This window comes from Candidatus Sulfurimonas baltica (genome assembly GCF_015265455.1).
Taxonomy (GTDB): domain Bacteria; phylum Campylobacterota; class Campylobacteria; order Campylobacterales; family Sulfurimonadaceae; genus Sulfurimonas; species Sulfurimonas baltica.
In genome coordinates this window covers 1610938-1629686 of sequence record NZ_CP054492.1, presented here as the reverse complement: position 1 = coordinate 1629686, position 18749 = coordinate 1610938, and the positions used below count along the sequence as shown (strand labels likewise).

Sequence of the window (18749 nt, the reverse complement as noted above, 5' to 3'; positions counted from 1 at the left end):
TATTTTATGAACGATTATACCTATTTATATATTATATATTCAATAAAGTAAGATATTATTACAATAAAAAGAGATAACAATGAAAATAATTATAAATGGCGAAATAAAAGAGTTTGCTCAAGACTTAACCCTTGAAATTATTTTGACAGAGCTTGATTTGACTAATAAAGTTATGGCAGCGGCAGTTAATATGGAGATAGTAAAACAAGAAAATTGGAGTTCATATAAATTATGTGATGGAGATAAGTTGGAGTTATTAGATTTTGTTGGTGGTGGATGATTCGATAGCTACTACAGCTATAGCATATTCACCATCGTGCGTTATTGATAGACTACTATCTGTTATTTTAAAGTTGTCAATGATTTTTTTTGAGAACTTTAAAATAGGGGCACCTTTTACAGTTTTTTCAATTTGTATATCATGAAAACCACATTCTGAGCCTATTCCAACTCCAAGAGCTTTTGAACATGCCTCTTTAGCTGCCCAAAATCCAGAAGCAGTTTTATAGTTTTTAACAAGATTGATTTCATCTGGGCAAAGAAATTTTAGAAGTGCTTTTTCGCCAAATCGCTCTATTAAGCGATTCATACGAGAGGTTTTAATTAAGTCTATACCAATCATTTACTGAATAACAAAATCTGTAAAGTATATACCTTCCACATTTCCATCAACAATCATAGAATTTAGTGTGTCCATGATTTGTTCTGAAACTTTTTGTTTACCCTTTTTCGACGAAATCTCTTCCAATGTCTTTGATGTTAAAATTCTAATAATTCTGTCTCTAATAACAGGAGATTTATTATCAAGTTCCATACTTAATTCTTTGCCATTTAATTCCAGTGATATTGTCGCTTTTAAATAACGACGACCAGCATCACTTTTTAAATTAACAGTAAATGTATCAAGTGGATATAAAATACCAATTTCGCTAAGTTTTTTTGAAGGTTCTATGTCCGAACTTCTTCTTGATCTATCTGAAGTAGTTTTTTCTTGCATCTGAGGAGCACTTTTTTGTTGAACTTGAGCTTCTTCTCCACCCATTAAGAGGACAGCAACAACAGCACCACCAATAATAATAAGAACCAAGACTGCTATGATAATTATCATTAGCATATTTTTCGGTTTTTTATCTGCCCCTGTTGTTTCTTCTTTATTCTCTTCTTCAGCCATTGTATCTTCCTTGATTTTAGTTCTGTTAGTATATCAAAATTTATACGTTTTTATAAACAGTTGTTTTATTAATATTAATTAATCACACTTTCTTATATTTAAACTTTTTATAATTTTTTCAAATATATCACCTGACTCGCGAGTTGAATCATCATGGTATTCAATAACTAATACCTCTCTATTATTTGAAATAGTACATGTATAAGTTTCAGGTTTAGTAGTATACTCAGCAATTATTTTCTCTACACATGAATTAACAATTTCTTTCTCTTCTTTTCCCTCATACGCTAATGATAATTTTGAAAATCTCTCTTCACTTCTAAACTCAGCATCAATCATCTCTATCCCTTTGTATAAATGTTTTTGAAATTATACATCTTTTATAGTTAAAAGTGGTTTTAAATTAGTACCATTCAATTAGTTTGGTAACTTCATCGACTAGAAAAATTTTCATACTAGTTTTTTCAAGTGGTTTTTTTGCTAATAATACTTTTGTAATATTTTGCATTTTGGCCTCCTTAAGTCTGGCATCCATCGCATAAACTTCTCTTACATCACCAACAAGAGAAACTTCCCCTATAAAAACTGTCTCTTTTGATATTACCCTATTCCTAAAACTACTTATTATTGCTGCTAATACTGCTAAATCTGCAGATGTTTCAGTTATTTTTATTCCACCAGTTATGTTAATAAATACATCATAACCAGAAAGTGGAATTTCTAGCTTTCTCTCTAGTAATGCTAAGAGCATATTTAACCTATTGTTGTCAAATCCGGTTGCCTGTCTTTTTGAATTATTAGTGTGAGACTCTGATACAAGTGCTTGAACTTCTAGTATTATTGGGCGAGAACCTTCCATAATTACAGTTAAAGCTGAGCCTGCTTGCTCTGAGTTTCGATTGAAAAATCTTGAAGCAACATCAGTAGCAGAGACCAAACCATCGCTTCTCATCTCAAAAACACCTATTTCACTAGTTGGTCCAAAACGGTTTTTAAAGCCCCTTAGTATTCTAAGTTCCTGTGAAGAATCTCCTTCAAAATACAGCACTGTGTCAACCATGTGTTCTAACACTCTAGGACCAGCTATAGAACCCTCTTTTGTGATATGTCCAATAATAAATATTGCTATACCTTTGTCTTTTGCTATTCTCATTAACTCAAATGTTATCTGCCTTACCTGTGTTACGGAGCCGGGTGCAGAACTAATCGCTTCAGAATATAGTGTCTGAATTGAATCAATAATTAAAAAATCATAATCTCTGTGCTCAAGTTCAACTAAAACTTGTTCAAGTCTGATTTCAGCTAAAAGGTATAGAGAATTTTGATTTGCCTTTAGACGATTTGCGCGCATTTTAATCTGTCCGCTAGACTCTTCTCCTGTTACATAAAGAACATTTTTTCCACTAGATGCAATATCACCTCCTACTTTTAAAAGTAGTGTAGATTTACCAACTCCAGGACTTCCTCCAATAAGTGTAAGAGAGCCAGGAACAACTCCACCGCCAAGAACCATATCGAGCTCTTTGTCGTGAGAACTAAATCTGTAAATATCTTCTTCTTTTATATCATTTATACTTACTGCTTTTGAAGAGCTGTTGGATGCAGACTTTGTCTGCTTAACAACTTCTTGTTGATGTTCGTTAAGTTCTACAAGTGAATCCCAAGCTCCACAGTTTGTACATTTACCCATCCATTTTGGAGTAGTCATTCCACAATGTTGACATTCAAAAAGAATTTTTATTTTAGCCATGAAGCGAGCCTTATATTTAATTATTAAAAATTATACATAGTTTTACATGTAGAAGATTAAAGTATTGCAAAATGTCATAATTTTGTAATTGTTATAGTATAAAACTTTTAAAAGGCTAGATTATTCTATTTTGAGCACAATTAATTCTATGAATATGTATTCATAGAATTAATTGTTGTTTTATGTTATTTAAGCATATTTACAGTATATTACGAGAATTATATAAAGGAAAATAATGGGTAGTTTAACAGATATATCACTAAAAACCAAAACAATTGCTTTGTTGATAGGTGCTATGATTTTTATGGCAGTGTCAATGACAGTTATTATTTCAGCACAGAGTAAAGATGTAATTTTGAAGAAATCTTATAACTCTTTAGTCTCTTCTAGAGAGGTTAAGGCAAATGAAATAGAGCGTTTTTTCTCTAAAACAATAGTTGATATAAATGTCTTAGCTCTTAATGCGAATGTGATGAAGATTCTTTCTGAATTAATAATATTACACAGAGAACTTAAAGTACAAGCTACAGATCCTTACCCCGTAGAGGACATGGATGTAGATGATATAATTGACAAGTATGATGAGTTTTTTCAATATTATGCAAAAGGATATAAATATAGTGATTTATATATTATCTGTAAAGATCATGGTCATGTTATGTACTCTCAGGCAAAAAAGTCAGATATTGGAGCAAATCTAAGTAGTGGACATCTTAAAAACTCTGCTTTAGGCGAAGTCTGGAAAAAAGTTAAAGATTTAAAACGCCCTGTTTTTGTTGATATGCAACCTTATACTCCGAATAAGAGTGAGCCTACGATGTTTGTTGGGGCACCTATTATGGTAAATGGTTTTCTTAAAGGTATTTTAGTATTTCAAATATCCGAAAAGTCAATTAATGAAATTATGACATTTAGAGATGGATATGGAGAGTCTCAGGAGGATTATCTTATAGGAAAAGATAATCTTATGAGAAGTGATAGTTTTCTTAATCCTACAGAACGATCAATTAAAGCATCATTTGCTAATCCTACATTAGGTTCTGTAAAAACACAAGCTGCTTCAAATGTTTTATCTGGAAAAACAGACATACAAATTGTTTCAGACAATAATAAAAAATCAATTTTATCTGCATATAGACCTATAAAAATTGGCAAAGACTTAACTTGGGCCATTATGAGTGAGATTGATGAGATTGAAGTTATGAAAGAGCCGGATAACTTACGAAACACTATGATTATAATATCTGGAGTAATTTTTATAATATCTCTAATAGCTTCTTCTCTCTTATTGACTGTAGTTTTGGTTCGTCCTCTAAAAGAGTTGGAAGATAGAGCAGAAGATTTAGCTCATGGGGAAGGTGATCTTACGCAAAGGTTAAATATTCAAGGTAACAATGAAATTGCCAGAGTTAGTAACCATGTTAATGATTTTATTAAAAAAGTTCAAGATACTATTGTACATGCAAAGTTTACAAGTAACGAAAATTTATCCGTTTCTGAAGAGTTGGCAAAAACATCCAAAGAAATTGGTAAAAAAGCTGAAGAGGAGTCTGAAATTGTAAGCAATGTCAGCTCCCATGGAAAAAGGCTTCAAGGTGTTCTTCAGGGCTCTATTGAGAATGCAAAAGCTACAAAATATGAAATAGACAGCGCTGAATCAACAATGTTAAGCACAAGTAAAATTATAGTAGCTCTTTCTGATGACATCAGAACAAGAAGTGAAGTTGAATCGGAATTAGCAGGCAGACTTCTAAATTTGAGTTCTGATGCACAACAGGTAAAAGCTATTTTAGGAGTTATCTCCGATATAGCAGATCAGACAAACCTATTAGCACTAAACGCTGCAATTGAAGCAGCACGTGCAGGTGAACATGGGAGAGGATTTGCAGTAGTAGCAGACGAGGTTAGAAAACTAGCAGATAGAACACAAAAGTCACTATCAGAGATTAACGCTACTATAAGTGTTATTGTTCAATCAATTTCAGATGTTAGTGAAGCTATTTCAGAAAATTCATTAGCAATAGAGAAGTTATCAGAAAATGCGATTAATGCTCAAGATGAAATATCTAACAGTGTAACACTTATGGGAAGCGCTGTCATTAAAGTTGATGATATGGTTCAAGGATATATTGACAACGGCAAAGCAATCGAAGATATAATTATGAAAGTTGACATTGTAAAAGAATTGTCCGTTTCAAATACTAAGAGTGTTGAGGGAATTGCATCTGCCTCTAATCAGTTATCTTCAATGACTACAAAACTAAACACTCTTTTAGAGTCTTACAAAACTTAGAACTTAGAGAGTAAACTTCTCTTTGTCTTTACTCTTCTATAAAAATAATATCCAATAAACCATCAACAAACTCATACTTGTCAAATGGAGTTAAGTTTTCTGGTTGCTCACCTGTTCCAACATAAAGTATAGGAAGTTCAAGCGCATAGGCTATGCTGAATATACTTCCACCTTTTGCAGTACCGTCTAGCTTTGTGATTATAATACCATCTATCCCTATCATCTCATTAAATGCTTTAGCTTGTGCAATAGCTGAATTACCCTGTGTTCCGTCTATGACAAGAACTGTTCTGTGAGGTGCTCCTGCATGAGCTTTATCACAGATACGTTTTATTTTTTTAAGTTCATTAGATAAGTTTGTCTGCGTATGAAGTCTGCCGGCTGTATCAATGATAACATTATCAAAACCTTTTGATTTCGCAGAGTCTATAGCATCATAAGCTACAGCAGAGCTGTCGTGTCCTTGTTTTGATGCAACGATAGGAATATCAAGCTTTTTAGACCATAAAGTTAGTTGCTCTATTGCAGCAGCTCTAAAAGTGTCTCCCGCACCTAGTAAAACTTTTTTGCCTTCATTTTTATACCTAGATGCAAGTTTTGAGATAGTTGTTGTTTTTCCAGCACCGTTTACGCCCACTATCAATTCTACAAAAGGTGCATTGAATTCAGGTTCTTTGTATGAAGTGTAAGCCAAAGTTGCTAAAAGCTTTGAGCGTAAAATATCACGCGTAATTTTACTTTGATACATCTCATTTAGAATAATCTCAACCAGTGCATATTCAACGTCAGCTTCTAGTAGAATATCTTCAAGTTCTTCTTTTGTGAACGATATTTTTCTTTTTGGTGCTACTGCTTTTATTGCTTCTGCAGTTTTAGCAAGAGATTTTTTTATAAAACCAAACATTGGTAATTCCTTATTTTCCTAAAGCTCTCTTGATGTCACTCTCTATAAACTCTTCTTCAGTTGCGCCTATAAAATGGTTGATTAGTACACCATCTTTGTACATTGCCATTGTTGGAATTGGATATCTGTCTCCAAGCTCTAGTTCAAAAGCGATAGCATTTGTTAAACGACGATTTTGGTCTGAATTTACCAAAGTATAGTTTGCTGTATACTCTTTTGCAAAATCCAATAGTTTTTCATTTGAAATTTTGTCTTCAATTGTTATGCCGATAATTATAAGGTCATCTTTATATTTTTCTTGAAGTGAACTTAAGTGTGTAGCAGCTGCTTTACATGGTGGACACCAAGTTGCAAATATATCAAAGATTACTACTTTTCCTTTCGCGCCCTCTAGAACAAATCCGTTATCTTTTTTCTTTACAACATACTGTTTTGAATCAAGTCCAGTTAGTACATACTCATTTACTGATATCATGTCGTTAGCACTTTTAGTGACATCCTTATTTTCATCGTTTGAACAACCTTGAAAAATAAGAGTTGATAGTATGGATATAAATAAAATTGATTTTTTTAACATTTTGTCACCTTGTTTTCTGTTTTTAGAGTAAAATTAGCGAAATTATATCCATAAAGATTTAATATGTCCCTATCCAAAACAATATTTAGACGCAATTGTTTAAAAAAGATAAAAAATAGCTCCAAAATAAATAATATATATAAAAATTCAAAATTAAATTCAAAATTATTAGATAAAATTTTGGGTTTAAAAAAGAAAAAAATACTTCTATTTATACCACTTCCCTTTGAAGCAAATATAACTAAAACAATGAATAAATTGAGAAAAAAGCATGACATTTTTGTTCCGTTTATGGAAGGCGAAAGTTTTAAGATGGTACCATTTAGATTACCGCTTAGGAAGAAAAAATTTGGTATTTATGAAGCGGGAAATAGTTTAAGAGAAATAAAAAATATAGATATAGCCGTTGTGCCTATAGTAGGTATGGATGGTAAATTACAAAGAGTTGGGTTTGGAAAAGGAATGTATGACCGTTTCTTTGCAAGGTTAAAAAAGAGACCATATATAATTTTTGTACAAACAGAATTTTGTCAAACAAAAGAATTTATTTGTGATGATTATGACATCACATGTGATTTATTAATAACGCCACATGTTCAAGTTGAAAATAAATACTTAACAAGGGCTAAAAACAGGAAATGAAATGTTAAGCGAAATACTAATAGGTAGCTCAATAGCAACCTTTAGTGGGCTTGCAGGTTTTTTGATTTCTAGAAAAATAACTAACGCTAATTTTGATATTTATGTCGATAAAGCCAAGGCAAAAGCAAGTGCTATTGAGAATGAAGCACATATACTTTTAAGCAAATCTAACATAAAAGCTCAAGAGATTGAGTTAGAAGCAAATAAAAAGTATGAAAGTGCAAAAGCAAGGGCTAAGGAAGACCTTCATCAAAGAGAAGATGATGTAATACGAAAAGAAGACAGCTTTAAAAGGTACAAGCAAAGTGAAGAAAAAAAACTTTATGAAGATAGTGCTACTTTAAAAGCTAGAAAAGTTGATTTACAAAGAAATGAAAAATCTCTAAACTCACTAAAAATGAGATATGAAAAAAAGATTGATGAAGCACTCCACAATATAGAACATTGTGCAGGAATGACAGAAGATGAAGCAAGAGCTGTTTTACTTGAAAAAGTAGAAGAAAAATCTCGTGCAGAGATAGCACATATTGTTAGGCGTTATGAAAATGAAGCAAAAAAAGAGGCTAAAAAGAAAGCAAATTATATTTTAGCGCAAGCAACAAGTAGATTTGCAGGAGAATTTGCTTCGGAGAGACTTACTAATTTAATTCACCTTGATAATGATGAATTGAAGGGTCGTATAATCGGTAAAGAGGGTAGAAACATAAAAGCCCTAGAGACACTTTTGGGTGTTGATATAATTATTGATGATACTCCAAATGCTATACTTGTTAGTAGTTTTAATCTCTACCGTAGAGCAATTGCTACTAAGACAATAGAACTTCTTATAGAAGATGGTCGTATTCAGCCGGCACGTATTGAAGAAATCTACACAAAAGTTTGTGATGAATTTGAAGCTTCTATATTAGCCGAGGGTGAAAATCTTCTTGCAGATATGGATATAGGTGCTATGCATCCAGAGCTTGTAAAACTAATTGGAAAATTGCGTTATCGTGCAAGTTATGGACAAAATGCATTGGCACACACTCTTGAAGTTGCTCATTTAGCTGGAATAATGGCTGCTGAAATGGGTGGAGATTCAAGGCTGGCAAAAAGAGCAGGACTACTTCATGATATAGGTAAAGCTTTGACTCATGATCATGATGGTAATCATGTTGATTTGGGGGCAAATATTTGTAACCGCTACAATGAGCATACTGTAGTTATTAACGCTATTTATGCTCATCATGGTCATGAAGAGATAAATTCTATAGAGTGTGGAGCAGTTTGTGCGGCAGATGCACTATCAGCTGCAAGACCAGGGGCCAGACGAGAAGTATTAGAGAGTTTCCTAAAAAGAGTTACAGAAATAGAGGAAATAGCTTCGGAGCACATAGGCGTAAGCCAAGCTTATGCTATAAATGCCGGAAGAGAAGTGAGAGTATTAGTTAACGCTTCGCTTGTGAACGATGATGAGTCTATTTTGCTTGCAAATGAGATAGCTAAAGAGATAGAGGCAAGAGTTCAATATCCAGGTGAAATTAAAGTTAATGTTATTAGAGAGAGTAGAGCTGTTGTGTTCGCAAGATAGTTCTATGTAAAGTAGTCGTAAAGACTACTTTTTAAGAGGACTGTTTGTGCTGTCTTTAGCGAAACGCTTCAAGAAAACATTCATATATGGAAGTCTTTTTTGATATCTTTCAGTTTCAAAATATGGTTTAAGTTTTTTCTCTGCTTGGATACTTTTGTATTGATTGCTGTTTATATGTCTTAATCCAATATCTTTACCATCGTTTACCATAAAGTCTTCCCACTGTTTCATTGTATAATTTACTACAAAAACACTACTGCCTCCGTGACAGACCCTGCATTGCTGAAGATACTCTTTTTGCCCACCAAAATAGTGCATCTCTTTTGCATAAGCAGAACTGGAGATAGTTAGCATAACTGAAAATAAAATAATTTTTTTCATATAAAGTCCATTTTTAAATTAATTAAAATTATATCTTTGTATCTCTGATAAGATACTTAATCTATCTAATACACATCTTCAACATCATTGATTTCTGAATCATCATAAGGATCCATGTGAACAATAATATGAACATTTTTGTCTTCAAAAAGTTCTTTTATTCTAAGCTCCAGCTTGTCTGAGACTACATGTGCATCATAAAGAGAAATACTAACATTAAAGACTACATGTACGGATATATATATATGTGAACCAGATTCTCTTGTTTGTAGGTAGTGATAGTCTGTTGTAGCTACTTCACTCTCTAAAATCTTTATTATTTTTTGTATATCTTCTTCAGGCAATGCAGCGTCGAGAAGCATTAACACACCCTCTTTTATAATAGGAAAAGCTGAGTAAATCATATAGATGGCAATACCTATACCAAGTATTGGATCTATCAGCATCTCCCCTGTCATCGAAATAAGAGCTAGTGCAACAAGTACTGCACCGTTAGAAAATAAATCTGTTTTGTAGTGTAGAGCATCTGCTTTTATTACCATATTTTTTGTTTTTTTGGCAACATAATTTAAAAATACAACCAATACAGCCGTAATAATTATAGAAGCAGTCATAACCCAGATACTTTCACTCATAAAGTTCATTTCTCTTGGATATGCTATTTTTACAAGCGCTTCATAAAGTATAAAAAGTGCTGATAAAGATATAACAGTACCTTCAATTACTGCAGCAAGAGGTTCAATTTTACTTCGTCCAAAGTTAAAGTTGTCATCTGGATTTTTCTCTGAATTATGTAGAGCAAAATAATTAAAAAGTGAAACTGTTAAATCTAGTAAAGAGTCTATTGCAGATGCTAAAACAGCAATTGAACCGCTTAATATACCAACTGTCATTTTCATAAGTACGAGCACTGCTGCTACTGATGTTGAAATTACCGTAGCTTTTTTTTCTAATCTCATTTAGCCGTCCTATTAGTTTTAGGGTACAATTATAATAAAATAAATATATTATAGTGATTAAAATGAATTTAAATATATTAAAAAAAATATTTTAAAATAAGGTAGAGATGTAATATTATGGATTTACAAGAGTTGAGAATGCAGCGAGAAAAATGGATGAGTTGGAAGAACATTGCTCCTCTTCGTGAAGCATTAAGCAGTTTAGAAGATGGTAGTTGGGATGTAAAGCTCGGAGATGAAGTTAAAATTAGTGGTAAAGCTCCAAATAACATCGAAGAAGTTGCAAAACTTATGATGCCTTGGAGAAAGGGCCCATTTGAACTTTTTGATACCTATATAGATTCTGAGTGGAAAAGTAATATAAAATATAATCTCCTACGAAGACATTTTAGTTTAAAAGATAAGAGAGTTGCCGATATAGGATGCAACAATGGGTATTATATGTTTAGAATGCAAGAAGATAAACCAAAACTGTTAGTAGGTTTTGATCCATCTCCATTGTATAAAACGCAGTTTGATTTTATAAACCATTTTGTAAAAAGTGAAATAGTCTATGAACTTTTGGGCGTTGAGCATTTAGAATTTTATGAAGAGAAGTTTGACACAATATTTTGTTTAGGCGTGCTTTATCACAGAAGTGACCCTGTCGCAATGTTAAAATCACTTTATAAAGGGCTAGATAAGCAAGGTGAGGTTATTTTAGACACTTTTTATATAGAGGGCGATGATGAGATGTGTCTATGTCCTGAGTCATCATATTCAAAGATACCAAATATCTATTTTGTTCCAACTATTAAAGCTTTGAAGAACTGGTGTATAAGAGCCGGCTTCATTGGTTTTGAAGTTTTGGAGACATCAAAAACCGATGCAAATGAGCAGAGAAAAACTCCTTGGATTGATGGTCAATCGCTAGAAGATTTTTTAGATGAAAAAGATAACTCTAAGACAGTTGAGGGGTATCCGGCACCAGCACGGGTGTATGTTAAACTTATTAAGGATAAGAGATGAATGAGATGCAAGAAGCAAATAATGTAGATGAAGATAGTGAACTCGATATTAATGAGTACAAAGAAGAAAATAAAGTAATTCTAAAGACTCACGAAATAGTAAATATTGATTTGAATGGGACAATAGAAAAACTTGATAACGGGTATGTTGAGTCTAAATTAGTTACTATACCTGAAATGGTTGCTGACGATTTGGGATTGATTCATGGCGGGTTTATTTTCAGTGCAGCTGACTTTGCCGCTATGGTCGCTGTAAATGAAAAGAATGTCGTGTTGGTAGCTTGTGAGTGTCAATTTTTATCTCCTGTTAAGTTTGGTGATATTGTTTATTTCAAGGCAAAAGTTCGTCACAAAGAGGGTAGAAAGAGAAATGTGCATGTTACCGGATATGTACTGGATATAAAAGTTTTTGAGGGTGAATTTAAAACAGTTGTAACAGAGAGACATGTTTTAAAGCTGAAGCTTATTGATGAAGAAAACGAAGGATAGTTTTATACATGTAGAACATTCTACATGTAAAGATTTATCTCTGGGCAGTTAATAAAAATACACCAAAATCTCTGTCTGGCTTATTTATTGTGTTTATATTTTCAAATTTTATATTAAAAAAACCCGCATCTTTAGCAATATTCACTAGACCTACTTTATCAAATCCAAAGTGAAACACACCAGTGTTGTCAGAGTGAAAAGTTCCATCCTCTGTTTCTAAATCGGCTATAGCAATAAATCCGCCACTATTGATATTTTTGTATATTGTTTCAAAAAAAAGCTTTAAATTTTCTACATGATGAAGAGTCATTGAGCTGATAACTCCATCAAAAGTTCTATCAAGTGGATCTAGCACAATATCCTGAGTGTATGTTTCTATATAAAGACTTGAAGTGTTTTTTTCTTGAAGTTTTTCTATCATCTTTGGAGATGTGTCAACACCGTAAACTTTTTTTACATTTTTTGCAATATCAAAGCCTAAAAGTCCGGTACCAACGCCAAAATCTAAAAGCTCCATGTTGTTTGTGAGTTTAATCTCTTTAGTTATTGCATCAGCTATTTTCTTTGCACCTTTGACTTGCATCTCTCCTGCATCCCAAATTTCTGCTTTATCTTTAAAATGATCTTTCATTATAAATTTCCTATCCAGTAGTCTGCATACTGCTGCTCTTGTTTTATTGTTGTTGTATTTCCATGACCTGGATATATTGTTTTGTCGTAGTCCAATTTTTTAAACCTCTCTAGTGAAGCTCTCATATCATCAGGTGATGAGTATGGAAAATCTGTTCTTCCAATAGAGCGCTCAAATATAAAATCACCGCTAAACATAGCATCACCTATCTCTATGGTTGAACAGCCGGGACAGTGTCCGGGAAAGTGACGAAATTTTACATTTACACCATTAAAATCAAACTCTTGGTTTGGTTCTACTTCTACATCTGGTTTTGACGGAGGTAGGTCTGGTCTCCAAGTACTTCCAGAGAGAAGCATAACATCACCTTTTGGAGTATAAAGAGGAATATTTAATTTCTTTTGAAGCTCGTCGTTGCTCCAAACATGGTCAAAGTGTCCGTGAGTATTTAGTATGGCAACGGGGTTTGTGACATTTTCACAAACCCACTCAGTCGCACCTATGCCCGGGTCTATAATAAAATCTTTTCCATCTACTGTAGCGATGTAGCAATTAGTTTGGTACTCTCCCATTGGTTGAACTTTAACAGTCATAATCTCTCTTTTTTAGATAATTGTATCAAAAATAGATTAATTGCCAATTATAAAATTGGTGTGTTGTTACCAAACTTTGATATAATATTTTTTGTTAAAGTTTATTAAAGGTTACTGATGAAAAAGTATGAGCAGATAACAATTTATCTGCAGCATTTTTTAGATAATGAAGTTCGCAAAACTGGACTAAATAGAGTAGTTCTCGGACTAAGTGGAGGGCTTGATTCCGCGGTTGTGGCGGTACTTGCTCAGAGAGTATTTAAAGATGATCTTCTTTGTGTGAAAATGCCATCTCAATACTCTTCTCAAAGCTCACTCGAAGATGCGGATGAGCTTTGTCGCGATTTTGGTATTAAAGCCATAACCGCTTCGATAGAGCCTATGTTAAAAGCTTATGAAGAGTTAAATCCGGATATGGATAGCCTAAGAAAAGGTAATGTGTCTTCGCGACTTAGAATGACTACACTTTTTGATATTTCAGCTAGAGAAAACGCTTTAGTGCTAGGAACAAGCAATAAAAGTGAGCTGATGCTGGGTTATGGAACACTCTACGGTGATCTCTCAAGTGCCGTAAATCCAATTGGAGATCTGTATAAAAGTGAAGTGTATGAGTTGGCAGAGTATCTCGGGGTTGCAAAAAGTATTATTAAAAAAGCTCCCTCTGCAGATTTGTGGGATGGTCAAAGTGACGAAGATGATTTAGGGTACACATATGCCCAACTAGATGAAGTTATGAAGCTATATGTGGAAGATAGGCTAAGTAAAGAAGAGATAGTAAATCAGGGTTTTGACAAAGATATGCTTGATATGATTATAAAGAGAATATTTCGTAACCATTTTAAGAGAAAAATGCCAATTATTGCAAAGTTGACATCAAGAACTATGAACCACGATTTCAACTATCCAAGAGATATAACACTATAAAGGATTAGAATATGAAAATTCCATTTTGTAAGTATGAAAGCAGTAGAGACGCACACTCAAATGTGAGTGATGTTTTAGATGGTGAAGATTTAGATCAGGTTGATGAGTTAGAGAATGATTTTATATCTTATATAGGAGCAGACTATGCATTAGCGACTTCGCATGGTACCTCTGCGCTTCACTTAGCAATGTTGGCTTTAGACCTTAAGCGTGGTGATAAAATAGTATGTTCTGTAAATACTCACCCTAGTGTTCCTGAAGTGGTTCGTCATTTTGATGCAGAACCTACTTTTATAGATATAGATGCTCAAACATACAATATTAATCTTGACAAACTTGAAGTTTATTTGCAAGATAATAAATCTAAAAAACTAAAGGCTGTTATTGTTACTCATGTTGCTGGACAATGTGTAGATTTAGATAGACTTTATAAAATGGCTAAAATTTATGATGTAAAAATTGTAGAAGATGCAAGTGAAGCTTTAGGTGCAACATACAATGGTAATAAAATAGGCTCAACTGGTGCAGATATTACTTGTTTCAACTTCTCTTCTCACCTTAAAAAAGATGTTTGCAATGGCGGTATGCTTGTCTGTAACTCTGCGGAAATTATAAAGAGAGCTAAACTTTTAAGTTCACATGCTATGGTTCGAGATGAAGACTCTTTGGAATATATCTATGATGTTACAGACATTGGATTTGATTATTCAATGAGTCAGTTAGATGCGGCGTATATTAGAGCACAGATAAAAGAGCAAGATAATAATCTCAAAAGAGTGAAAGAGATTGCCAACACGTACAGTGATGCTCTTGAAAAAGTTGAACATATATCTATACCTAAAGCAATTAGTGATGAACATCCATACTCTCTTTATATTATAAAAATAGATAAGAACAGAGACTCATTTGCATTAGAACTTAAAAAACAAGGTATTGAGGTTGGACTCCACTATATTCCGCTTCATTTTTTAACGTACTATAAAAATAAGTATTCTTTAAAGATAAATAATTTCCCTACAGCACTTACTAGTTATCAGCAAATTATGTCGTTGCCTATTTATCCAAGTATGACAGATAAAGATGTTAAATTTGTAATAGAGAAAATCAAGTTAGTTGCTTCAACAAGAGTTTAAAAAGATAAATATTGAAAAAAATCATAGTCTTTTGGGTTGAAAAATATTTTTACAGCCCAAATCTTGCTCAAAAGCTTCTCTCACTTTTGCTACTACCTCTAAGTTGGATTTACTGTTTAGTGATGTTTTTAAGATTTAAAAGCAAAGTTGCGGAAGATTTTGGTGTAGATATCGTAAGCATTGGAAACCTTAGTGTAGGTGGAAGTGGAAAAACACCGCTAGTTACTTCACTTGCAAACAGATACAAAAATGTGGCAATTGTCCTTCGCGGATACGGACGAGATAGTAGTGGGCTGTTTGTTATAAGTGATGGAGATAAAATATTACACGATGTCAAAACAAGTGGTGATGAAGCTATGATATATGCTCACAAAGTCCCACATGCAGTAGTTATAGTAAGTGAAGACAGAAAAGTAGGGATACATAAAGCAAAAGAACTTGGATGTAAGATTATATTTTTAGATGATGCTTACTCAAAGCATGAAATAAAAAAATTGGACTTACTCATAGAAGTAAATTGTAGCAATAATTTTTGTTTGCCATCAGGTCCATTTCGAGAGAGACTTTGGGCTTCAAAACAGAGTGTTGTAGTAAGAGAAGGAATTGACTTTAAACGCCAGGTAAAGCTTGTAAATAAATATGATAAAATGTCATTAGTAACAGCCATAGCAAGACCAACACGTTTAGAAGATTATCTGCCACATGTAGTTAGTAGAAACTACTTTGAAGATCACCACTCATTTGTAAAAAGTGAGATAGAGGAGATACTTAAAAAAGATGCTTCGCAATCGGTTTTAGTGACATATAAAGACTTTGTAAAATTAGAGTCGTTTAATCTGCCACTTTCGTTATTGGACTTACATGTAGAAGTTGATGAAAAAATATTTAAGATTATAGATAATTATAGAAGGAACAATAGTGCAAAAAAAAATTGAAACTGTAAAAACACTGCTTGAGGCCCTGCCGTTTATTAAAAAGTTTAATAAAGAGATTGTTGTTATTAAATATGGCGGTTCAGCGCAAGAATCACCTCAATTAAAAGAGAAATTTGCTCAAGATATTTTACTTATGTATTTAGTTGGAATAAAGCCGGTTGTAATACATGGTGGAGGAAGACAGATTAATGAGATGCTTGATGCCTTATGTATTGAATCAAAATTTATAGATGGACAAAGGGTGACTTCAAAAGAGGTTATGAGAATTGTAGAGATGGTACTAAGCGGAGAGATAAATAAAGAGATTGTTTCACTATTGAATTCTCATGGAGCCAAAGCTATAGGTATTAGCGGTAAAGATGCTCATTTTATTACTGCAAAAGCAAAAGATTTTACTAAATGGGGACTTACCGGAAATATCACAGATGTTAAGGCTGACGTTATTTCTAATTTAATTGCAGAAAAATTTATTCCAGTAATTGCGCCTATTGCAGCCGGCGATGAGATGGGACATCCTGGATTTAACATAAATGCAGACCTTTGTGCATCATACGTAGCCAAAGCAATCGGTGCAAATAAAATAATATTTTTAACAGATACAGCAGGTGTTCTAAATAATGATAAAGAGTTGTTGAACACACTCACAAAAGATGAAGTTGAAGCTCTTAAAGCTGATGGAACTATCCACGGCGGTATGGTTCCAAAAGTTGATGCTTGTCTTGAAGCTATCGAGGGTGGAGTTCAAAAAGCTCACATTATTGATGGAAGAATAGAACACTCACTATTGCTAGAACTCTTTACTTCAGAGGGTGTTGGGACGCAAATAGTTAAATAATTATTTTCTTGCTGTTTTATAAAAAAGCTTTAAAGTAGATACCTCTTTTGGTATCTCTTTATTGTTCAAAATATTTTCAGTTAATACCTCTGCCAAATAAGGACCTAGTACAAAACCTCTTGAACCAAGCGCATTTATTATATAAACATTATCATGATACTCCAAAGACTCAGCTGGTATTTTAGTTCCATTTTTTATGGATGGATGTTTTTCTAATGACCCACTAAAATCAACTGCTTTACCAATTACTGGAAAGTAGCTTTTTATAGTGGCACGTGCCCCTTTAAAGCTTTTTACTACTTCTAGGTCTTCTAGTTTTATCAGCTCATTAGCTTGAGTTAGAAGAGACTCTATTTGCTCATCTTCAATATCAACATAGAGTCCGCACTTATCGCAAGTTGTGTAACACTCTATCTCATTTGTAGCAAAGTGTCTTATCTGAGTTGCACCAATAGCAACAGTTCCATCGCTTTTGTTTGTTGAGACAGAGATTGATTTATGTATGTTAAAAGGAATCTTTGTTGTAGTTTTAACATCTATCTTGAGACCAAATACATGAGTTATGTACATGTAAGGAGTTTTAACCAAAGAAGTGCTTCCACCTTGGGCTAAAATAATATTATTTGCTTTAATATCATCAAATATATAATAATCATCTTCTTTTGTTAATTCTTTAACATTTTTCTTATAAAAATCACAATTTTCTAATAGTTTTGTACATACTGTTAGAGGATTAACGATAGCAGCATTTTCATAAAAATATCCATCTATATCTCTAAAATTATTTGATATTTCATGAAGTTCTTTGCTCAGTATATGCTTATATGACAAAGCATTTTCTTCAAGCTTTTGTTTGTCAAAATTATCGTTTTCAACTCTTAGGACACCTTTTTTATCAATCTCATTAGGAATTAGTTTTTCATAAAAGTTTATAGAAAAATCAAGTGCTTGGTTTATAAATGAATTGTATTGGTTTTTTTTTCCAGGAAGAGGGGATAGGAAAGCACCTGCAGCACCACTTGCACCTTGGGCAATTCCGTATCTATCAATTACAGCTACTTTTTTTCCATTTCGTTGCAGAGAATGAGCCATATTACATCCTGCACTGCCAGCTCCAATTATTATATAGTCATATGTTTTCATTTTTGTATTGTATAAAAATAAGACTTAATAAGAGGGGTTAAGCAACTATTATTATTGTGATGATATAATCGCTGTAATATTTAAAATTTAAGGAATTATATATGAAATATAGTGCACTATTTGAAGATGAAGATGATGTATTTTTAGGTTCTCCAGAGAGTAAACTTATGGATATCGTATTTACGGCTAATAACGATGTTGTTAGATTTGATTTAGCAAATTTTATTAAAAAAAGAGCTGCCATGGAATTGGTACTAAATGAGCATTTTGGTGATGACTTTGATGATAAAGTTAAAATGCTAATGGTTACAAATCGTGATGAAGTAGAAAGTAAAATGAAAAGTTTATGTATTGAACTTATGGGTGAAATAGTTTCAAAAAGTGAATAATTGAAGCAACTTTTAAAAGTTTTCACTCTTTTACTGTTTAGCTTTAGTGTCATTTTTGCTAATGAGTTTAAAGAAATTAAAGAAATATCCTTGAAAAAGGATGAGCAAAAGAAAATTCTTGTAAAATACGACGATAAAGAAAAGCTTTTTGAATTCAGATGGACACTTTACAAAAATGGTGGTCTTGTTATTTTAAGGTCATACGACACAATAGTGGCTCAAAACGTACTTTACTTAAGAAACAGAAATAAAAGTTTTAGAGTTATTTTAAAGCCTAGCGGGTCCAATTTTTACACTGAACCCTATGTGTTGGTTAGGTTTAAAGAGTTTAATCATGAGACAGGAGAAGCAAATCTGGAGCTTCTTCTGTCTGATGGTACCGGAAATATTGAGTTGAAGTATTTAAAAAACAATTAAAGAGAG

23 protein-coding genes are annotated in these 18749 nt (G+C 32.9%); 12 read left to right on the top strand and 11 right to left on the bottom strand.

Translation table 11 applies throughout. The features are described from left to right. Nucleotides 1–79 precede the first annotated feature (79 nt). Nucleotides 80–280, top strand: coding sequence for a sulfur carrier protein ThiS (gene thiS, locus HUE88_RS08140; protein ID WP_194368226.1), 201 nt, complete (start codon nt 80–82; stop codon nt 278–280). Here thiS and acpS read toward each other — a convergent pair. From acpS to radA, 4 genes are all read right to left on the bottom strand, one after another. Continuing rightward, the gene (acpS, locus tag HUE88_RS08135) at nt 257–622 is read right to left on the bottom strand and encodes a holo-ACP synthase (RefSeq protein ID WP_194368225.1); all 366 of its coding nucleotides are present in this window, start codon (nt 620–622) and stop codon (nt 257–259) included. The two genes, thiS and acpS, sit on opposite strands and share 24 nt — an antisense overlap. After that, a complete protein-coding gene (gene fliL, locus HUE88_RS08130; RefSeq protein ID WP_194368224.1) occupies nt 623–1171 on the bottom strand; it encodes a flagellar basal body-associated protein FliL in 549 nt (182 codons plus the stop codon). 78 nt (nt 1172–1249) lie between these two features. After that, complete coding sequence (locus HUE88_RS08125; protein WP_194368223.1) at nt 1250–1510, bottom strand: hypothetical protein; 261 nt, start codon at nt 1508–1510, stop codon at nt 1250–1252. A 64-nt stretch (nt 1511–1574) separates the two neighbouring features. Continuing rightward, a complete protein-coding gene (radA, locus tag HUE88_RS08120) occupies nt 1575–2921 on the bottom strand; it encodes a DNA repair protein RadA (RefSeq protein ID WP_194368222.1) in 1347 nt (448 codons plus the stop codon). 235 nt (nt 2922–3156) lie between these two features. On the opposite strand from radA, the gene HUE88_RS14105 reads away from it, so the two are divergent. Beyond that, a complete protein-coding gene (locus HUE88_RS14105; RefSeq protein ID WP_194368221.1) occupies nt 3157–5214 on the top strand; it encodes a methyl-accepting chemotaxis protein in 2058 nt (685 codons plus the stop codon). Nucleotides 5215–5242: 28 nt separating this feature from the next. Here HUE88_RS14105 and ftsY read toward each other — a convergent pair whose 3' ends face one another. Together ftsY and HUE88_RS08105 are read right to left on the bottom strand one after the other, a co-directional pair. Continuing rightward, nucleotides 5243–6118, bottom strand: coding sequence for a signal recognition particle-docking protein FtsY (gene ftsY / locus HUE88_RS08110; protein WP_194368220.1), 876 nt, complete (start codon nt 6116–6118; stop codon nt 5243–5245). A gap of 10 nt (nt 6119–6128) precedes the next feature. After that, nucleotides 6129–6695 (bottom strand): TlpA family protein disulfide reductase, encoded by a 567-nt coding sequence (locus tag HUE88_RS08105; RefSeq protein WP_194368219.1) that lies wholly within the window; start codon nt 6693–6695, stop codon nt 6129–6131. A 63-nt stretch (nt 6696–6758) separates the two neighbouring features. Between HUE88_RS08105 and HUE88_RS08100 the strand changes: the two genes are divergently transcribed. Then, the gene (locus HUE88_RS08100; protein ID WP_194368218.1) at nt 6759–7337 is read left to right on the top strand and encodes a 5-formyltetrahydrofolate cyclo-ligase; all 579 of its coding nucleotides are present in this window, start codon (nt 6759–6761) and stop codon (nt 7335–7337) included. Nucleotide 7338: 1 nt separating this feature from the next. Then, nucleotides 7339–8907, top strand: a complete 1569-nt coding sequence (gene rny, locus HUE88_RS08095; protein ID WP_194368217.1) for a ribonuclease Y — start codon at nt 7339–7341, stop codon at nt 8905–8907. Between the two features lie 24 nt (nt 8908–8931). On the opposite strand, the gene HUE88_RS08090 is transcribed toward rny, so the two are convergent. Further along, complete coding sequence (locus tag HUE88_RS08090) at nt 8932–9288, bottom strand: hypothetical protein (protein ID WP_194368216.1); 357 nt, start codon at nt 9286–9288, stop codon at nt 8932–8934. 65 nt (nt 9289–9353) lie between these two features. Further along, on the bottom strand, nt 9354–10247 hold the full coding sequence (locus HUE88_RS08085; protein ID WP_194368215.1) for a cation diffusion facilitator family transporter: 894 nt from the start codon (nt 10245–10247) through the stop codon (nt 9354–9356). 117 nt (nt 10248–10364) lie between these two features. On the opposite strand from HUE88_RS08085, the gene cmoB reads away from it, so the two are divergent. After that, the gene (cmoB, locus tag HUE88_RS08080) at nt 10365–11255 is read left to right on the top strand and encodes a tRNA 5-methoxyuridine(34)/uridine 5-oxyacetic acid(34) synthase CmoB (protein ID WP_194368214.1); all 891 of its coding nucleotides are present in this window, start codon (nt 10365–10367) and stop codon (nt 11253–11255) included. Continuing rightward, nucleotides 11252–11743 (top strand): PaaI family thioesterase, encoded by a 492-nt coding sequence (locus HUE88_RS08075; RefSeq protein WP_229860041.1) that lies wholly within the window; start codon nt 11252–11254, stop codon nt 11741–11743. Before cmoB ends, HUE88_RS08075 begins: the two co-directional genes overlap by 4 nt. Before the next feature lie 34 nt (nt 11744–11777). Here HUE88_RS08075 and HUE88_RS08070 read toward each other — a convergent pair whose 3' ends face one another. Together HUE88_RS08070 and HUE88_RS08065 are read right to left on the bottom strand one after the other, a co-directional pair. Beyond that, complete coding sequence (locus HUE88_RS08070; protein WP_194368213.1) at nt 11778–12374, bottom strand: class I SAM-dependent DNA methyltransferase; 597 nt, start codon at nt 12372–12374, stop codon at nt 11778–11780. Next, complete coding sequence (locus HUE88_RS08065) at nt 12374–12967, bottom strand: MBL fold metallo-hydrolase (RefSeq protein ID WP_194368212.1); 594 nt, start codon at nt 12965–12967, stop codon at nt 12374–12376. The genes HUE88_RS08070 and HUE88_RS08065 overlap by 1 nt, the downstream gene beginning before the upstream one ends. A 117-nt stretch (nt 12968–13084) precedes the next feature. Between HUE88_RS08065 and HUE88_RS08060 the strand changes: the two genes are divergently transcribed. From HUE88_RS08060 to argB, 4 genes are read left to right on the top strand one after another with little or no spacing between them, the layout of a single operon-like run. Continuing rightward, entirely contained in the window at nt 13085–13891 is an 807-nt protein-coding gene (locus HUE88_RS08060; RefSeq protein WP_194368211.1) for an NAD+ synthase, read from the top strand. Between the two features lie 11 nt (nt 13892–13902). Then, nucleotides 13903–15024, top strand: a complete 1122-nt coding sequence (locus HUE88_RS08055) for a DegT/DnrJ/EryC1/StrS family aminotransferase (protein WP_194368210.1) — start codon at nt 13903–13905, stop codon at nt 15022–15024. 11 nt (nt 15025–15035) lie between these two features. Continuing rightward, entirely contained in the window at nt 15036–15959 is a 924-nt protein-coding gene (locus HUE88_RS08050) for a tetraacyldisaccharide 4'-kinase (RefSeq protein ID WP_194368209.1), read from the top strand. Then, nucleotides 15943–16794, top strand: coding sequence for an acetylglutamate kinase (gene argB / locus HUE88_RS08045; protein ID WP_194368208.1), 852 nt, complete (start codon nt 15943–15945; stop codon nt 16792–16794). The genes HUE88_RS08050 and argB overlap by 17 nt, the downstream gene beginning before the upstream one ends. Here the strand turns inward: argB and HUE88_RS08040 are convergent, their stop codons facing one another. Continuing rightward, the gene (locus HUE88_RS08040) at nt 16795–17937 is read right to left on the bottom strand and encodes an NAD(P)/FAD-dependent oxidoreductase (protein WP_194368207.1); all 1143 of its coding nucleotides are present in this window, start codon (nt 17935–17937) and stop codon (nt 16795–16797) included. A gap of 101 nt (nt 17938–18038) precedes the next feature. Here HUE88_RS08040 and HUE88_RS08035 point away from each other — a divergent pair, with 101 nt between their 5' ends. Together HUE88_RS08035 and HUE88_RS08030 are read left to right on the top strand one after the other, a co-directional pair. Continuing rightward, entirely contained in the window at nt 18039–18326 is a 288-nt protein-coding gene (locus tag HUE88_RS08035; protein ID WP_194368206.1) for a DUF2018 family protein, read from the top strand. Next, nucleotides 18327–18743 (top strand): hypothetical protein, encoded by a 417-nt coding sequence (locus tag HUE88_RS08030; RefSeq protein ID WP_194368205.1) that lies wholly within the window; start codon nt 18327–18329, stop codon nt 18741–18743. The last annotated feature ends 6 nt before the right edge of the window (nt 18744–18749 follow it).